The sequence below is a fragment of the Vibrio alginolyticus NBRC 15630 = ATCC 17749 genome, from assembly GCF_000354175.2.
Classification (GTDB): domain Bacteria; phylum Pseudomonadota; class Gammaproteobacteria; order Enterobacterales; family Vibrionaceae; genus Vibrio; species Vibrio alginolyticus.
Map to the genome: position 1 here is coordinate 1,098,516 of NC_022359.1, position 17,593 is coordinate 1,116,108.

The window sequence follows — 17,593 nt, forward strand, 5'->3', positions numbered from 1 at the left end:
CATGGTTGTATGAACGTGTAACCGAAAGGTCGATGAGATGAAAAAAAGTACCCTAATTAACTCAGATATTTCTTACTTGGTGGCGACGCTAGGCCACACCGACGAGATCACGATATGTGATGCTGGTCTACCAATCCCAGAGCATGTTCAGCGAATCGATTTGGCGCTAACGCATGGGGTACCAAGTTTTCTTGATACTGTTCGCGTAATTCTATCTGAGTCCCAAATCGAAGGGGTCATCATTGCGGAAGAGTTCTCTGATGCAAGCCCAGTTTTGCATGAAGCGTTGCTCAACGAACTGAGCAAAGAGAGTGAAGAGACGGGCAAATCTATTGAGGTGAGCTACGTGTCACATGAAGCGTTTAAAGCACGCACGGCCCAAAGTCGCGCTATCGTAAGAACCGGCGAATGCTCGCCATATGCGAACGTTATTTTCCAAGCGGGCGTGGTTTTTTAAGCCAGAGATATTGAGGACAGATTATGACTCAAGCCATTCTACAACTAAGCGAAATTGAGAAGGCGTTTCCGGGCGTAAAAGCACTCGACAAAGCAAGCCTGAATGTTTATCCAGGCCGTGTTATGGCGCTGATGGGTGAAAATGGAGCAGGCAAGTCAACGTTAATGAAGGTGTTGACAGGCATTTACCACATGGATGCGGGGAGCATTCAATATCAAGGTCAGCCGGCGGCCTTTAAAGGTCCACGCGATTCACAGGAAGCTGGTATTAGCATTATTCACCAAGAGCTGAACCTGATTCCTGAACTGACGATTGCCGAAAATATTTACTTGGGACGAGAGTTCACTGGCTCCTTAGGGCGTATCCAGTGGGGCAAAATGTATGACGAAGCTGACAAGCTTTTAAAACGTCTGAATGTAAAGCACTCATCAAAAACATTGCTTGGCGATTTAAGCCTTGGTGAACAACAAATGGTGGAAATTGCAAAGGCACTTTCGTTTGAGTCGAAAGTCATCATTATGGATGAGCCAACGGACGCATTGACCGATACCGAAACGGAATCACTATTTAAAGTGATTAATGAGCTTCGCGAGCAAGGATGCGGCATCGTATACATTTCGCATCGTCTTAAAGAAATCTTTGAAATCTGTGACGACATTACCGTGCTTCGTGATGGTAAGTTTATCGGTGAGTGCAAGGTGTCCGACACTGATGAAGATGGCCTAATTGAAATGATGGTTGGCCGAAAATTAGAAGAGCAATATCCACGTATTGATGTCCAACATGGCGAAACTTGTCTTGAAGTCATTGGTTTGACTGGGTCTGGCGTTCAGGATGTGAGCTTTACTCTCAAGCGTGGTGAGATTCTTGGAATTTCTGGCTTGATGGGCGCAGGCCGCACTGAACTCATGAAAGTCATTTACGGCGCATTACCTAGTGAGCATGGTGTTATCAATCTTGATAACAAAACTATTAACCCGGTTAGCCCGCAAGATGGCTTGGCAAATGGTATCGCTTACATCTCTGAAGATCGCAAAGGCGATGGTTTGGTTTTAGGTCTTTCAGTTAAGGATAACATGTCACTTTGTTCGCTAAACCAGCTGACCAAAGGCTTCCAGATTCAACACAGCGACGAAGTGATTGCAGTGGAAGATTTTATTAAGTTATTCAACATTAAAACCCCAACGCGAGATCAAATCATCGGCAACTTATCTGGTGGTAACCAGCAAAAAGTTGCGATAGCGAAAGGGTTAATGACGAAACCTAAAGTTCTGATTCTGGATGAGCCGACACGTGGTGTTGATGTCGGAGCAAAAAAAGAGATTTATCAGCTCATCAACAAGTTTAAGGCCGAAGGCATGAGCATCATCTTGGTTTCTTCCGAGATGCCTGAAGTGCTCGGCATGAGCGACCGTATTTTAGTGATGCATGAAGGTCGTATCACCGGCGAATTTGATGCGAAAGACGCCGATCAAGAAAAATTACTCGCCTGTGCCGTAGGCAAAGAGATCAATGAGGAAGCAGCATGAGTACGAATACCATGAGCAAACCAACCGAAACTGGCAACAAGAAGTTGTTCACAAAAGAGTGGCTGATTGAGCAAAAATCACTGATAGCTTTGATCTTTCTGATCGTTGTTGTGTCATTTTTGAACCCGAACTTTTTTACGGTCGACAACATTCTCAACATTCTTCGTCAAACCTCCGTGAATGCCATTATCGCAGTGGGTATGACATTAGTTATTTTAACAGCAGGCATCGACTTAAGTGTTGGTTCGGTATTGGCATTGTGTGGTGCCTTTGCGGCAAGCATGATTGCGCTTGAGGTTCCGGTGCTGGTGGCGGTTCCAACTGCTTTAGTCGCAGGTGCAGCGTTAGGTGCGATCAGCGGTATCATTATTGCGAAGGGTAAGGTGCAGGCATTTATCGCTACGCTGGTTACCATGACGTTACTACGCGGTGTGACCATGGTGTACACCGAAGGTCGACCAATCTCGACAGGCTTTACTGACACCGCGGATGCGTTCGCATGGTTTGGTACTGGCTACGCGCTAGGCATTCCAGTTCCTGTTTGGTTAATGGTGGTTGTGTTCGCTGCGGCTTGGTATTTACTTAACCACACGCGCTTTGGTCGCTATGTTTACGCACTAGGCGGCAATGAGTCTGCGACTCGCCTATCAGGTATCAATGTAGACCGAGTGAAGATTGGTGTCTACGCCATCTGCGGTATGTTAGCAGCGCTTGCAGGCATTATTGTAACGTCTCGTCTTTCTTCGGCGCAGCCAACAGCAGGTATGGGCTACGAGCTAGACGCTATCGCAGCGGTTGTTCTTGGCGGTACCAGCTTGATGGGCGGTAAAGGCCGTATCATGGGTACCTTGATTGGTGCGCTGATCATCGGTTTCTTGAACAATGCACTTAACCTACTTGATGTTTCTTCCTACTACCAAATGATTGCAAAAGCAGTGGTTATCTTGCTGGCGGTATTGGTAGACAACAAAAACAAGTAATTCATAACAATCTGTATATATAAAACAGTGAATACAAACCGAGTCAGGGGACGTGTACTGGCTCACCCTACACAAAGGACTAGAACGATGAAAAAACTTGCAACTCTTATCTCTGCTGCACTTCTTTCTTCAACCGTATCGGTAGCGGCGCAAGCTCAAGATACCATGGCGATTGTGGTTTCGACGCTAAACAACCCGTTCTTCGTAACGATGAAAGACGGTGCGGAAGCAAAAGCGAAAGAATTGGGGTACGACTTAATTGTACTGGACTCGCAAAATGACCCGAGTAAAGAACTGTCGAACATCGAGGATTTAAGTATTCGCGGCGTAAAAGCAATTCTTATCAACCCAACGGATTCTGATGCAGTGTCTAATGCAATTCGTATGGCGAACCGTTCTAAGATCCCTGTGTTGACATTAGACCGTGGTGCAAGCCGTGGTGAAGTTGTGAGTCACATCGCGTCGGACAACGTAATTGGTGGTGAAATGGCAGGCCACTACATCATGGAAAAAGTCGGCGAAAAAGCAAAAGTCATTCAACTTGAAGGTATTGCGGGCACATCGGCAGCGCGTGAGCGCGGTGAAGGCTTTATGAATGCCGTGAAGGGCAGCGATATGGATCTTCTTGCTAGCCAACCAGCTGACTTTGACCGCACAAAAGGTCTAAACGTAATGGAAAACCTGCTAGCGGCTAACCCGGATGTACAAGCGGTATTTGCACAGAATGATGAAATGGCGCTAGGTGCACTTCGCGCAGTTCAAGCTTCTGGCAAAGATGTCGTTATCGTTGGTTTTGATGGTACGGAAGACGGCATTGCAGCAGTTAACCGTGGCAAACTAGCGGCAACTATTGCTCAGCAACCAGACCTTATCGGTGCTTTAGGTGTTGAAACGGCTGACAAAGTTTTGAAAGGTGAAGAAGTAGAAGAGTACATCCCAGTACCACTAAAAGTAGTCACTAAGTAAGTTTCAAGTTCCAATAAATCATCCTAAATTTTGCTCTCTCCTCCGTTTATATCTGTCGTTTAGGAGGTGAGGGCAAATTTACCCAAAATACTGCAAAGTGTGGGGTATAGATGCCTTTGGCTTTTTATCGAGACTCCTTCGTCAGGAAGAGAAGTTAAAGTCATCTAATGTATTTTCCTAAACAGTTTTTAAAAAGGGTTCATTCAGAACCGAGGATAACCGTATGAATAAGTTAGTGGTGTTAGGTAGTGTAAACGCTGACCATGTTCTTCAAGTGCCTTCTTTCCCTCGCCCAGGCGAGACGCTGCATGGTCGCAACTATCAAGTTATCCCAGGTGGCAAAGGTGCCAACCAAGCCGTCGCGGCGGCGCGATTAAATGCAGACATCGGTTTTATCGCTTGTGTGGGCGACGACTCATTCGGCATTAACATTCGCGAAAACTTCAAAATGGACGGCATCGATATCACTGGTGTGAAGATGCAGCCAAATTGCCCGACAGGTATCGCGATGATTCAAGTGTCGGACAGTGGGGAGAACAGCATTTGCATTTCAGCTGAAGCGAACGCCAAACTGACAGCAGAAGCGATTGAGCCAGATTTAGAGCGTATTCGCCAAGCAGATTACTTGCTAATGCAATTGGAAACGCCGATGTGCGGCATTGAGAAAGCTGCGCGTGTAGCGAAAGATGCCAAAACCAATGTCATTCTGAACCCAGCGCCAGCTCGTGAATTGTCAGATGAATTACTGTCTTACATTGACGTGATTACGCCAAATGAAACGGAAGCTGAAGTTCTGACAGGTATTACTGTAACAGACAACGAAAGCGCGCAAGAAGCGGCGAATGTGCTACATGGTAAAGGTATAGAAATTGTCATGATCACACTCGGTGCAAAAGGCGTTTGGCTAAGCCAAAACGGTCGAGGCGAAATCATCTCGGGTTTCCGCGTTGAAGCGACGGATACTACCGCAGCGGGCGATACATTTAATGGGGCATTCGTCACTGGTCTCCTAGAAGGTTTACCTTTAGAATCAGCGATTAAGTTTGCACATGCGGCGGCTGCAATTTCTGTGACCCGCTTTGGCGCGCAAACGTCGATTCCAACCCGCGAAGAGGTGGACGCGTTTCTCGCTGAACAATAAGGCGCACAACGCCTCATTAAAATAGGAGTAGTAACATGGCGACGATGAAAGACATCGCAAAACTGGCAGGGGTTTCCACTTCAACAGTGAGCCATGTTATTAACAAGACGCGTTTTGTGAGCGAAGAGATCTCTGAACGCGTTAACAATGCCGCAAAAGAGCTTAACTACTACGCGCCCTCTGCGTTGGCGCGTAGCCTCAAAGTCAATCGTACCAAAACCATTGGTATGCTCGTGACAACCTCAACCAACCCATTCTTTGGCGAAGTCGTAAAAGGCGTCGAACGCAGCTGCTACCAAAAAGGCTACAGCCTCATTTTATGTAACACCGAGGGTGATAACGAACGTATGCGTCAATCCATTAATACGCTATTGCAAAAGCGTGTCGATGGTTTGATCTTGATGTGCTCGTCGCTAGAAGGAGAGCGTATCGATGTATTTGAGCGTTACCCAGATATCCCAGTTGTGGTAATGGACTGGGGGCCGATGCTATTTACAAGCGATAAAATCCAAGACAACTCACTTCGTGGCGGTTACTTAGCGGCGAAATACTTAATTGATTGCGGCCATACCGAAATTGGGTGCATCACTGGCCCTTTGATTAAACACCAAGCGCAAATGCGATACGAAGGTTATAAGCGAGCAATGAACGAAGCTGGCTTGGAATTTAATGCCAATTGGATCATTGAGTCTGACTTCGAATGTGAGGGTGGGTATCAAGCGTTCAAAAAAATGGCTCAGCGTGGCGCATTACCCAGCTCGATTTTCGTCTCTAACGATATGATGGCGATGGGTGTGATTAACGCCGCAAATGAGCTCGGTATTAAAGTGCCGGACGACCTATCCATTATTGGTTACGATGACATCCATATCGCGAAATTTATGTCGCCATCGCTAACTACCATTCATCAGCCTAAGTACCGTTTGGGGCAGGCTGCCGTTGAGACTCTTGTCCGAAAGTTGGATGAAAAATCAACAGAGGCACAGGTCGTACAATTAGAGCCGACTCTAGTGGAACGAAAAAGCGTCAAGAGGTTAAAGTCAAACCTCACTAAATGACGTGTGATGTTGAGCTAAAAAATTAAAAAAGTCGTTTCTCTTTATACGATAAAGCCTTACTATCGTCGTTGATTATAAATAAAACTATTAATTGTTGTCTGGCGGATTAGTCGAATGTTATCAAAAGGTTACGCTAAGTTATCTGTAAAACACCCTTGGTTTCACCGAGTTAATGTTATTACAGTTGTATTGATTTTTTTTGTGAGCTGCTATCAGCTACTGGTTAATGAAGCATTTGAGTACGCAATTGGCTTTATTATTACACTTTTGGCGTCAGCTTTATTTGCATCAGCTTCTGCATTCAAAAAACGCTATCTAGGCTTGGACTCATAGGCACGTCTATTTCCAACACCGTTCAATAGCATCATTTATTGCTTTCAAGTAAACATTGAACTGAATTATGATCGAGTGCATCAAGAGGAGGACAAATGTCCTCCTTTTTGTTGGGGATCACGCTCTAATATAAGCGTATTCCAAACAAAATAATAAAGGACATGTTATGGACCTCTTTGCCTTACTCGATATTAATAATACTCTCGTTAACATTCCGATTGGCGACGGCTACGCAATGAGCTGGATCGAAGCTTTCGGTACCGTTTTTGGACTGCTTTGCATTTGGTTTGCCAGCCAAGAAAAAACCATCAACTACTTATTCGGTTTGCTGAATGTCACGCTTTTTGCCGTTATCTTTTTTCAAATTCAGTTATACGGATTATTGCTTCTTCAATTGTTTTTCTTCTGTGCGAACATTTACGGCTGGTATGCGTGGACTCGTCCAAACGCACAAGGTGAAACGCTGGAGGTTCGCTGGTTAAATAAACAGAAACTTATTACTACTGCCTCTATTAGCGTTGCATGTATCGCATTATTAACGATCTATATCGACCCATTTTTCTTTGCGCTAGCAAACATTGCTGTTGATAGCTTGAATCTCTTTGGTGCTGACTTGGCTGAACCGGTGCTTGAACCTGACGCGTTCCCGTTCTGGGATGCAACCATGACAGTACTTTCTGTTGTTGCACAAATTCTGATGACACGTAAATACGTCGAAAACTGGATTCTATGGGTTGTGATTAATATTATCAGTGTGGGTATCTACGCGACGCAAGGTGTTTACGCAATGTCTGTTCAGTACGCGATTCTTATGTTCATCGCTGCCAATGGCACGCGTGAGTGGGCTCGTAGCGCTAAGCGCAATGGCGATAAAACCTTAGCGCACGCTGCTGCGTAAGGAACGAAAAATGGCCAAACAACCTCATATCGGAGTGGATGAAACACAAATCGCTCCCCTCGTTATTGTATGCGGCGAGCCAGATCGAGCGAATCGTATCGCGGTATTATTTGATGATGCAGAAATGGTGTCGGAAAACCGCGAGTACCGTGTGTTTACCGGCAACTACAAAGGCAAGCCTGTTTCAGTATGTAGTACAGGTATAGGTGCGCCATCGATGATCATCGCAGTGGAAGAGCTAAAACAGTGCGGTGTGACTCATGTGGTACGCGTTGGATCGGCGGGGGCAATGCAATCAGGCATTCATCTTGGCGAGTTGATCATTGCCGAAGGCGCGGTAAGAGATGAGGGCGGCTCTAAAGCGTATGTCGATTCGTCTTATCCAGCCTACGCAAGCTTTTCACTGTTAAAGGAAGTTGAGCGTTACTTGTCGATGCAAAAAGTGTATTATCATTTTGGTGTGGTGCGTTCTCACGACAGTTTCTATACCGATGACGAGGATGCAATATGCCAACATTGGAACAAGAAAGGCATCTTAGGTGCCGATATGGAAACCTCTGCGCTGTTTACGGTCGGTCGACTACGAGGCCTTCATGTGGCTTCGATATTAAACAACGTGGTGCTGTATCAACAAGATGTGAAAGAAGGTGTTGGTCAGTACGTTGATGAGGCCAAAGTAATGATGCAAGGTGAGAAGAGTGCCGCGATTACGGCATTAGAAGCCTTGGTTGCTCAGCGTTAGCCAGTCTCTATCTCAGTAAGTCACATAAACAGAATAGATGTAAAGCGACAGGTCACTGTCGCTTTTTTATTTGGAGTTACGGGGTACAATCCACCTTAAATAGTTGTCCGTAACTTTTTCTGAGAGAGCAGAAAATGAAAATCAGCCCTTATCCGACTGGTCGCTTCAAAACATACCTTGAAGAAAAGAGTGCCACCTTTCGCGATTTGATTTATCAATGCCAAATAAATTCGCGTTACTTTGATGCTGGGGAAGCAATTCTCCGCCAAGGTGAGCAACTTCAGTACTTGTATGTTGTGCCAGTAGGTCGAGTCTCGATGAACATATTGGCCGCAAATGGACGACGTTTTCAATTAGGGGAAGCTAACTGCGACTATCATATTTATGGTGAAATGGAGTTCTTCACTCAGACTCCTTGTCAATGGAATGTGATAGCAGATGAACATATGCAGGTTGATGTTATCTGTATCCAAAAACTAACCGAAGCACTGCAAAATCATCCCCAAATGATGGTGTTCTTCGCTTCAGCATTGGCTGAGGATTATCAAGACTCCATGGATATCTACACTAACCGTTTGTTGCATCCCATTACTTACAACATTGCCTATGATCTTCTCGTCCGTAATCAGACGGATAAGTTGCTTGGTGGTTTTGATAAAGTGAACCAAGAGGCTGAGCGGTTTGGTACCTCAGGCCGAGTCTATCGACGTGCAGTTAAGGACTTGATTGAAAAGGGATTGATTACAAAAACGGACAACGGTTTGGAGATTATTGATGAGCTGGCACTCAAAGCGTTTATTGAAGCGCATGAATGATACGCCCAGGTATTGGAACTGATGGGTTTTATAAGTCTTTGATATATCTAAGTCTTGAGTAAACGTAACTAATGTAAAGTACCTTAAATTTTGTTGAATGCATTAAAGAGTAGCGTTATATTGCGAACGCGTATGATAATAGATCTCATTAAGGCTTAACAAAATGAAAAAATTCGTTGGTGCGGCTATGCTGTCGTTATTTACTGTTTCTCCTTCTTTCGCTGCTAAAGTTGTGATTGACCACTACATGGGTCAAACAGAGCTAGAACAATCCCCAGAGCGTGTGGTTGTGATTGGCTTTGGCCCGCTAGATGCGTTGGACAACTTTGGTATCGATCCTGTTGCAGTATCTAACTCTTCTAATCTTCCTAGTTACCTTTCAAAATACAGCAAAGATAACTACACCTCTGCGGGTAGTTTGTTTGAACCTGATTTTGAAACCATCTACATGCAAAAACCGGATTTGATTTTGGTTGGTCCGCGAGCGTCTGCGAAATATGAAGAGCTGAGTGAAATTGCCCCTACAGTTGTTTTTGCGGCGAAAGAGAACCAAGGCTATTGGGAAGGCACGCAAGCGCAATGGCGCAATATTGGTAAGATCTTCAATATCGAAGAAAAAGTAGAGCAGAAAATTGAAGCGCTAGATGCTCAATTTAAAGCAATCCGTGACTACAACCAATCGAACAAAAATGATGCATTAACGATTTTGAGCATGGGTGACAACATCAGCGCGTTTGGTGCCCAGTCGCGATTTGGCGTCATTTATAACGACTTTGGCTTCTTGGAAACGGTTGAGCACGTGAAAACGGGCACTCACGGAGATGTCATTTCTTATGAGTTTATTCGTGAAGCTAACCCGAAAAATATTCTCGTGGTTGACCGAAATTCTCTGACAGGTACGCCGGATAACGATATTCGTAAATCCATGGATAACGACTTAGTCAAAGCGACTGCGGCATATAAAAATCATAAAATCACTTATTTAGATGTGGACGCGTGGTACTTGTCGATGTCTGGTGTGACAGCAACAGAAAAAATGGTCAGTGAGATAAAGCAAACCGTTGAACTGTAATCCAAGATAGCAGAGGTTAACTTTGAAGAAGTTATTGCTAACCCTTGTGGTTTTAAGCACGGTTTCGTTATTTGTTGGGGTGGCAAACATGACGCCCCAACAACTCTTTTCAGGTGATGAGAAAGCATTAGAACTTTTCTTTACCAGCCGTATACCACGTTTATTTGCCATATTGCTTGCTGGTGCTGGCTTGAGTATTGCGGGTCTTGTCATGCAGCAAATCAGCCAGAACCGATTTGCGGCACCTTCTACAACTGGTACGATCGAATGTGCCATGCTGGGCTATGTACTGAGCGTGGTTTTCTTTGGTAATGATAATCACCTTTGGCTCGTGTTCGGCATCTCGGTATTTGGGACGCTAGCGTTTGTTTTCTTTATTCAGCGCATTCAATTTAAGAGCGTGGTTTTTGTGCCACTTGTCGGGATTATTTTCGGCAATGTCATCCAATCCATGACTACGTTTATCGCTTACAAATATGATGCACTTCAAAGTCTGAATGCTTGGACAGTCGCAAACTTCGCCAACATCTTGCGTGGTGATTTTGAACTGCTGTACATCGCGGTACCAATGGTTATCCTCAGCTATCTTTTTGCCGCAAGGATCTCTGCCGTAGGTATCGGAAAAGATTTCGCGATTAACTTGGGTTTGAATTATCAGCAGGTTGTGACGATTGGCGTGCTATTGGTGTCCATCATGTCAGCAAGTGTCGTGATGATTGTTGGCCAGTTGCCATTCTTAGGGCTGATTGTACCGAATCTCGTGAGTCACTTTTATGGCGATAACCTCAAAAAGAACATTCCGCTTACGGCCATGTATGGGGCCATTTTAGTGTTGTGTTGCGATTTGGTGAGTCGTTTAATTATTTTCCCTCATGAAATGCCAATCTCTATCGTGATTAGCATATTGGGTGGCGTGGTATTCATCGCAATGTTGTTGCGAGGTAAGCAACATGCGTGATTCAACGAAAATCCTGCTGCTAGGTGGCATTGCGATTCTTTTCGCGTGTCTGTTTATTGGTATTGGGCTAACGGCTGACAACTACCAATATTTTTTGTCTCGTAGAGTTCCTAAAGTATTGGCGATAGTGCTAGCGGGTGTGGCCATTGCTCAGTCTTCACTTGTATTTCAAACCATTACGCACAACCGAATTTTAACGCCAAGTATCATGGGTTTTGATGCGCTGTATGTGTTAACCCAAATTTTGATCGTGTTGATTTTTGGTGGGTTGAGTACCTTAGTTCTTAATTTGTACGTAAATTTCGCGATTGCAGTAATTGTAATGGTGTCGTTTTCGCTACTGCTGTTTGGGTTTTACTTTTCAAAAGGCAGCAAGAACTTGATTACGTTGCTATTGGTCGGCTTGATCTTTGGTCAGCTATTTTCCAATGCGGCGTCATTCTTTTCTTTGCTGATGGACCCAAACACATATGCAATTGTTCAGTCGAAACTGTACGCCAGTTTCAATAATGTCAAAGTGAACTTGGTTTATTTTAGTGCTCCGGCTTTGATGTTTGCATGTTGGTTGTTGTTTAGGATGCATCGCACTTTAGATGTGTTTTGGCTCGACCAAGACAATGCGAAAAGTTTGGGTGTTGATGTACCTAAAGTGACGAGAAATGTGTTTATTATCTCGGCGGTTTTGATTGCTATTTCTACGGCTTTGGTAGGGCCAATCATGTTCTTTGGTTTACTAGTGACCAACTTAAGCCGAGAAATGTTCCGAAGTTACCAACATAAAACGCTATTGGTCGGATGTTCGTTTCTATCCATCAGTTCATTACTTGCTGGGCAATGGATAATCGAAAACGTGTTCAGTTTTGAGACGACGTTGAGTGTCGTAATTAACTTTATCGGCGGTGCGTATTTCTTATACCTGCTGCTGAAAAACAAAGTTGTATAAATATGATAGTAATAGACAAATTAACGAAGGCTTTCGGTTCAAACAAAGTCGTAGACGAGGCCAATACTCAGTTTGAAAAGGGCAAGGTAACATCGATTATCGGTCCAAATGGCGCGGGAAAGAGCACGCTGTTATCTATGGCCTCGCGCTTAACGGAGCGAGATGGCGGTAGTGTTATCATTGATTGCAAGGAAATCGCGGAATGGGACACAAAAGAGCTAGCGAAAAAACTGGCAGTACTTCGCCAAGCTAACTCGATTACAATGCGGTTTACCGTAAAAGAGTTAGTCTCTTTTGGTCGTTTCCCATACTCTAAAGGAAATCTGACTAAAGAAGATCATGAGGTCATAGAACAAGCGATCGACTACTTAGATTTGCAAGATATTCAAGACAAATACTTGGATGAATTAAGTGGTGGTCAGCGACAGCTTGCATTTATTGCTATGGTGATTGCACAAGATACAGATTATGTCTTTCTTGATGAACCTCTTAATAACTTAGATATCAAACACTCTCTTCAGATCATGAAAGTTGTACAGCAGTTAGCCCATGACATGAATAAAGCCATGGTGGTCGTGATTCATGATATTAATTTCGCGGCGTGTTACTCAGATGTCATATTGGCGCTTAAGAAAGGCAAGGTTGTGGCGAGTGGTGCGGTTGAAGAGGTTATTCAAGCGTCTACGCTAGAGGACATCTATGAAACGCCATTTAACATCATAGAGTTAAACGGTAAGCGCATGTGTACCTATCATTAAGCGAGCTAGTTCGTTTTTAACGAGATCAATAGATAGGCGGGCTTACTTGGTGAGCTCGTCTATGATCGGGCATCGGCTCTCTGCATCTCCAGGACAAGAAGAAACCCAACCTTCAAGTTGTGTTTTGATCTCCATGAGGTGTGCAATTTTTTCTTCAACCTCTCTCAGTTTGTCCATGGTTCTTGCTTTTACTTCGCTACTTTTGCGGTTGGGGTTATGAGCAAGTTGTACGAACTCTTTGCATTCTTGCAATGAAAAGCCTGCGCTTTTTGCGCGTGATACCAAGTTAAGCTCTTGAATATGATTATCTGAATATTCGCGATAGTCAGAGTCGCTACGCGCTGGTGGAGATATGATCCCTTTGTCTTCATATAATCGAATCGACTTAGATGAAAGCCCTGTGAGCTTCGCGACAGCACCAATATTCATGTTTAACCTCCATAACGTTTAAGGCGAGTATATACCGATGTTGTGGATAAGACACTCCTAAATAACAGTCAGTTACCTAGAGTCCCCTTACTCTTTAATCACTTCATGTGGTGGCACACCAAATGCCTTTTTGAAGGCATAAGTGAAGTTAGAAGGGTGGTGGTATCCGGCTTCATAGGCGGCTTCTGTTATCGTCACTAGGCCACGTTCCAAATGTTGCCTAGCAATCTCAAGACGTCGAAAACGAATGTAGCCGTTTATGGTCATATTAAGTGATTGTTTAAATCGGCGCTGCAGGTTTGAAACACTCATTGAGAATTGGCTCGCCAACTTTTCCAAGCGTAGTTCTTGATCAAGGTGAGTTTCAATATAGCTGACAATATCCTCAATCCGACCATCAATGTGTCGTTCAATACTGCTGTTTTTAGCACTGAAATTCTTAGGAATTTGCTTGGTGGCTTGATGTAAAATTTGATAGATCAAGCTTTCGACCTCTAGCTTCTCTTGGAACTCTTGCGGTGTTTCTCTATTTGTTAACGTGTCAGCCAGCTCGCATAGCGTCTGGTTAAGCTCCAACTGTTGAAACGCCTGATGAGAGTTAAAAAAGGCTCGATGGCTACAATTTTGCTCAAGGCGGGCCTCTAGCCATTGGGGCTTAACCAATATGTTGATCTTATTAATGAGGTTATCTTTGAGCAGTGAACGACGAAAATTTGCAGGTTTGAGTAAGTTCACCACTACACCCTTAGGGCCGTCGCTCGCGTCTAAATCAAATTGCAAATCGTCGTAGCCAAACGAGAGTCTACCTTCTAAAAGAATAGTGACCAGCAGTGAGGCGTGTGCAGTAGAAACAATATTCGAATCAATAAGTTCTAGACAACGCCCGCCATGAACAAAAATTTGATCATTGTACTGATATGATAGGAACTTACCTTCGGCCAGTTGAGTTTGATAAGGTTGGCCTTGCGTGACAATCCATTGTTTCTCTGTCGCCTCTAGTCTTTGGGTTAAAGCTATCTTGGCAATTTTAGTTCGTTTTGTTGTGACTTCCTGCATTTGACACTTCCTCATAACACTTGTGCGATTTCGCATAACCAAATCGCCTTTGTATTTATAAAACTCATGCTTATTATACCTGAGAATTATTATCATTAATATTTAGGAATTAAGTTATGGAAAGCCCTGCTTGTTCACCTATCAAGCTTTCAAGCCTTTGCCTTGCAGTGGGAATGGCGCTATCAACCCCTGTTTTAGCTCAAGATACTGAGTCACATTTTGAAGAGGTCGTTGTATGGGGAACGAAAGTTTCCAGCAACACTGAGTCGATGTTTGCGGACGACATGTCACTGAAGCAAGCGGATCACATGTCTGATTTACTGCGCGATATTCCCGGTGTGGATGTTGGTGGCACACACTCTGTGAATCAACGTATTACGATTCGTGGTTTGAGCGAAACCGATTTGGACATTCGTCTTGACGGTGCTTCTCAGCATGCGAGCATGTTCCATCATATTGGTAACTTGACGTTGAACCCTGACATTCTCAAATCTGCGGACATTAAGGTAGGTAATAACTCTGTGACTCAAAACGGGTTAGGCGGTTCGGTCTACTTTGAAACGAAAGACGCTCGTGACTTACTTCGTTACGATGAAAAGTTTGGTGCGCGTGTTTATGGCGGCTATGCATCCAACGACAACCAACAAGGTTCGTTGACACTGTACGGACTTTTGTCCGAAAACATTGATGCGATGGTCTATGGCCATTACGTTACGCGTGATGATTTTGAAGATAGTGATGGCAATAAAACCTATGGTGCTGCAGGTGATGTTTACAACATTCTGGCTAAGCTGGGGTATGAACTAAATGACATCCATCGTTTTGAGCTCTCTTATGACATGTACCGAGACAGTGGAGATTACAGTCCGCGTCCTGATATGTCTGGTAGTGCAAATAATAGCCTGTCGAGCAAGTTACTTATCCCTACGGATTATGACCGCGATACCGTTACTTTGAGTTACGAGTTGCGAGGCGAACAACACCAAGGAAACGTCACTCTTTATAATACCGAGACAGAAATTAAACGTGACGAAACGGTGATGGCCCCTCGTTGGCCCTCGAACCGTTTATCAAAGAACACCGCCAAAAACCAAAACTTTGGTTTGAATGGCAAATTCCAGTCAGATGTTATGTTAGGTGAGTTTGATAATCGAGTCACTTATGGCTTCGACTACATGGATAAAACGTCTTCGAGTTACTACGGTAGTCGTAAGTTTATGGACGAATCGGCGATTTCAACCGCACTGTTTGTAGAAGATCAGTTCTTCTTCTCTGATGCCTTCTTTATTACCGCAGGTATGCGCTTTGATGATTACAAACGCAAAGCTGAGACAGGAACCAGTAATTATGATGATGTGACTTGGGCTCTAGCAGCAGAGTGGGCGGTGACTCAAGATTGGACGTTGTTTGCGAGTGCACGTTCTCTATTTAAAGGTCCAGAGCTAATGGAAACCTTTATTGCTTACCAAGACGTTGCATTTTTAGAGGATGGGTTAAAGCCAGAAACGGGATTGAACACGCAGGGTGGTGTTCGTTTTGATAAAACCTTTGATAAGCATTTCTTTGGGGCGAATATTACGGTATTCCAAACGGAAATTGATGATTACATTGCAGATCAGTACCAAAACGCGACTCAAACTTACCTGATTTACAACTTAGGTGATGTTGAGATTAAAGGCTTTGAGGCAAGTGCTTCTTATGGTTACGACAAGTTTAACAGCAAACTTTCTTACTCTAAGTCGGACACCAAAAACAAGAATACTGGTGGTCCTGTTGCTGGGGGCAATGGGCGTAGCATTGATATGGGTGATAGCATTGCTTTAACTTTGGATTACCAGTCAGACGCTTTAGAAACGATCTTCGGGTGGAACTCAATGTTTGTTCTAGAGGAAGACAACGTCTTTGATGGTCAGCCAAAGAAAGCAAGTTATGATGTGCATAATCTATACGCTCAATGGGTGCCGTCTGATATTGATGGACTGTCGGTGACCTTTGGTATTGATAATGTATTTGACGAGTTGTACAGCTCTCATGCGTCTCGTTCGGGTACTGCACGTGGCTTCACGCTTGATGACTACGAGCCGGGTCGCAACTTCAAGCTCTCTGCAGCTTATCAATTCTAACAAGGTTCTTCATAGGACGTTTCAAAGTAACGAGTAAGTTCATGATTAAAGAAAGCACCCGAATAGATAGCGAACACGCTGACAAATACTTAGTGACGCTTTGTCGGCATTTTGGACGAAAAGTTCCTGCTACTTGGAATGAAAATAGCGGTTTGGTGACATTTCCGACGGGAAAAGCGGAGTTTAACCTTTGTGCATCTAGCTTAACTATAACCTGTGAGGCGGATTCAGAAGAGAAACTGAATACGGTTAAGGCGATCATTTCATCGCATGTGGACATGTTTTCTCGTCGAGAAACATTAGCACTTAGCTGGGTTCGTTAGCGCTCGTTTAAGGATGCTGTGATAGAAAGGGAATGTTAAAAGCAAAAGCCCGCAATCTTATGATTTGCGGGCTTTTATTGTTTGAATGCTATTGCGCTTTCTCAGGCTCTAGGCTTTTTTTTTCCTGCTGCATTTTTGCTAGGAAGTAGATGTTAACGCAAGCTATAAAACCGTTAGTTAGTACTACAGGCCAAGAATCAATCATTAGTCCGTAAGCAGTAAATAGCGCACAACCAATAAAGTTAAGGATACGAAGCTTAACAATATCTTTCATAGTTAGCGAAATAGCGACCATGATTGAAGCTGCATAACCTAAAATCTCAACCATATTCATGTCCATTTTTTGACCCTCTTAAAATCTGCCGAATTTTGTCGGTACCAATTCTTCTCATCTTGAGATTAATGAGGAAGCTCCATGCCTCGAATGGTCTTTTTTGTTGTATGGACGCACTATATCAATGGAAAAACCGTGATAAAAGCCTCAAATCAAGGTTAAGAGAAGGTTAGCGATTACGCAAACGTTTAGGACTGGAATTACTGATAATTTTACTTATTGTGTTGATTGATAATAACGATGACATTAATAGCTCAAACACCATTGAAAGTAAGGGAATATTTACATATGATTGAAAATGATAATTATTTTCAAGTGCTGTGTTTATGTATTTTATTATTAGCTTGCTCGTGTTTTTTTTGCTGTATATCAGAACAAAACCGAACTCGTGGTGTGCGGGGATTCATATCGTAAGCCACATTTTTATCGTTGCATTTTGTCCTGCAATTTATGTTGTTCAATATTTAATCGTTACGTTTTTTTCGTCACCGATATTGATTAAGCTGTCATCACGCTCCGGTGTATACAACATTCTCATTGCTTTTCTTCCATTATTGATCGCAACCGGCAGTCTGGCGTTTAGCTGAATGATTTCATCTCTCTTCTTTTCTTAAAACAACTACACTTAATCAGAATAAGGTATCAATTTCATATAATTATTCGATATCTACGCGTCAG

At 43.7% G+C, this 17,593-nt stretch carries 18 protein-coding genes; 15 read left to right on the forward strand and 3 right to left on the reverse strand.

The window, feature by feature from the left end; genetic code table 11:
* Positions 1-37 precede the first annotated feature (37 nt).
* From rbsD to vctC, 13 genes are all read left to right on the forward strand, one after another.
* Positions 38-457, forward strand: a complete 420-nt coding sequence (gene rbsD, locus N646_RS20185) for a D-ribose pyranase (protein WP_005382620.1) — start codon at positions 38-40, stop codon at positions 455-457.
* A gap of 23 nt (positions 458-480) precedes the next feature.
* Positions 481-1,986 carry a ribose ABC transporter ATP-binding protein RbsA gene (rbsA, locus tag N646_RS20190; protein WP_017820312.1) on the forward strand — a complete coding sequence of 502 codons (1,506 nt, stop codon included), beginning with the start codon at positions 481-483 and terminating at the stop codon, positions 1,984-1,986.
* The gene (gene rbsC / locus N646_RS20195) at positions 1,983-2,966 is read left to right on the forward strand and encodes a ribose ABC transporter permease (protein WP_005382618.1); all 984 of its coding nucleotides are present in this window, start codon (positions 1,983-1,985) and stop codon (positions 2,964-2,966) included. The genes rbsA and rbsC overlap by 4 nt, the downstream gene beginning before the upstream one ends.
* A gap of 87 nt (positions 2,967-3,053) precedes the next feature.
* Positions 3,054-3,932 carry a ribose ABC transporter substrate-binding protein RbsB gene (gene rbsB / locus N646_RS20200; RefSeq protein ID WP_005373143.1) on the forward strand — a complete coding sequence of 293 codons (879 nt, stop codon included), beginning with the start codon at positions 3,054-3,056 and terminating at the stop codon, positions 3,930-3,932.
* 223 nt (positions 3,933-4,155) lie between these two features.
* Positions 4,156-5,073, forward strand: coding sequence for a ribokinase (gene rbsK, locus N646_RS20205; RefSeq protein WP_017820311.1), 918 nt, complete (start codon positions 4,156-4,158; stop codon positions 5,071-5,073).
* Positions 5,074-5,108: 35 nt separating this feature from the next.
* Positions 5,109-6,131, forward strand: coding sequence for a substrate-binding domain-containing protein (locus N646_RS20210; protein ID WP_017820310.1), 1,023 nt, complete (start codon positions 5,109-5,111; stop codon positions 6,129-6,131).
* 499 nt (positions 6,132-6,630) lie between these two features.
* Complete coding sequence (pnuC, locus tag N646_RS20220; RefSeq protein WP_017820308.1) at positions 6,631-7,362, forward strand: nicotinamide riboside transporter PnuC; 732 nt, start codon at positions 6,631-6,633, stop codon at positions 7,360-7,362.
* 10 nt (positions 7,363-7,372) lie between these two features.
* Positions 7,373-8,104: a nucleoside phosphorylase gene (locus tag N646_RS20225; RefSeq protein ID WP_017820307.1), complete on the forward strand. Its 732-nt coding sequence runs from the start codon at positions 7,373-7,375 to the stop codon at positions 8,102-8,104.
* Positions 8,105-8,238: 134 nt separating this feature from the next.
* Complete coding sequence (locus N646_RS20230; RefSeq protein WP_005382613.1) at positions 8,239-8,919, forward strand: Crp/Fnr family transcriptional regulator; 681 nt, start codon at positions 8,239-8,241, stop codon at positions 8,917-8,919.
* Between the two features lie 163 nt (positions 8,920-9,082).
* On the forward strand, positions 9,083-9,991 hold the full coding sequence (locus N646_RS20235) for a siderophore ABC transporter substrate-binding protein (protein WP_005376635.1): 909 nt from the start codon (positions 9,083-9,085) through the stop codon (positions 9,989-9,991).
* Positions 9,992-10,013: 22 nt separating this feature from the next.
* On the forward strand, positions 10,014-10,949 hold the full coding sequence (vctD, locus tag N646_RS20240) for an iron chelate uptake ABC transporter permease subunit VctD (RefSeq protein WP_017820306.1): 936 nt from the start codon (positions 10,014-10,016) through the stop codon (positions 10,947-10,949).
* On the forward strand, positions 10,942-11,892 hold the full coding sequence (gene vctG / locus N646_RS20245) for an iron chelate uptake ABC transporter permease subunit VctG (RefSeq protein WP_005376631.1): 951 nt from the start codon (positions 10,942-10,944) through the stop codon (positions 11,890-11,892). The genes vctD and vctG overlap by 8 nt, the downstream gene beginning before the upstream one ends.
* Positions 11,893-11,894: 2 nt before the next feature.
* The gene (gene vctC, locus N646_RS20250; RefSeq protein ID WP_017635379.1) at positions 11,895-12,650 is read left to right on the forward strand and encodes an iron chelate ABC transporter ATP-binding protein VctC; all 756 of its coding nucleotides are present in this window, start codon (positions 11,895-11,897) and stop codon (positions 12,648-12,650) included.
* Positions 12,651-12,692: 42 nt separating this feature from the next.
* On the opposite strand, the gene cueR is transcribed toward vctC, so the two are convergent.
* Positions 12,693-13,079 carry a Cu(I)-responsive transcriptional regulator gene (gene cueR, locus N646_RS20255; protein WP_017820305.1) on the reverse strand — a complete coding sequence of 129 codons (387 nt, stop codon included), beginning with the start codon at positions 13,077-13,079 and terminating at the stop codon, positions 12,693-12,695.
* 87 nt (positions 13,080-13,166) lie between these two features.
* Positions 13,167-14,135, reverse strand: a complete 969-nt coding sequence (locus N646_RS20260) for a helix-turn-helix domain-containing protein (protein WP_017820304.1) — start codon at positions 14,133-14,135, stop codon at positions 13,167-13,169.
* A 116-nt stretch (positions 14,136-14,251) separates the two neighbouring features.
* Here N646_RS20260 and N646_RS20265 point away from each other — a divergent pair, with 116 nt between their 5' ends.
* Both N646_RS20265 and N646_RS20270 read left to right on the forward strand, forming a co-directional pair.
* Complete coding sequence (locus N646_RS20265; RefSeq protein WP_017820303.1) at positions 14,252-16,258, forward strand: TonB-dependent siderophore receptor; 2,007 nt, start codon at positions 14,252-14,254, stop codon at positions 16,256-16,258.
* A gap of 41 nt (positions 16,259-16,299) precedes the next feature.
* Positions 16,300-16,581: a DUF2218 domain-containing protein gene (locus N646_RS20270; protein WP_005376622.1), complete on the forward strand. Its 282-nt coding sequence runs from the start codon at positions 16,300-16,302 to the stop codon at positions 16,579-16,581.
* Between the two features lie 88 nt (positions 16,582-16,669).
* Here the strand turns inward: N646_RS20270 and N646_RS20275 are convergent, their stop codons facing one another.
* Positions 16,670-16,921: a YgjV family protein gene (locus tag N646_RS20275; RefSeq protein WP_005376619.1), complete on the reverse strand. Its 252-nt coding sequence runs from the start codon at positions 16,919-16,921 to the stop codon at positions 16,670-16,672.
* Positions 16,922-17,593 lie beyond the last annotated feature (672 nt).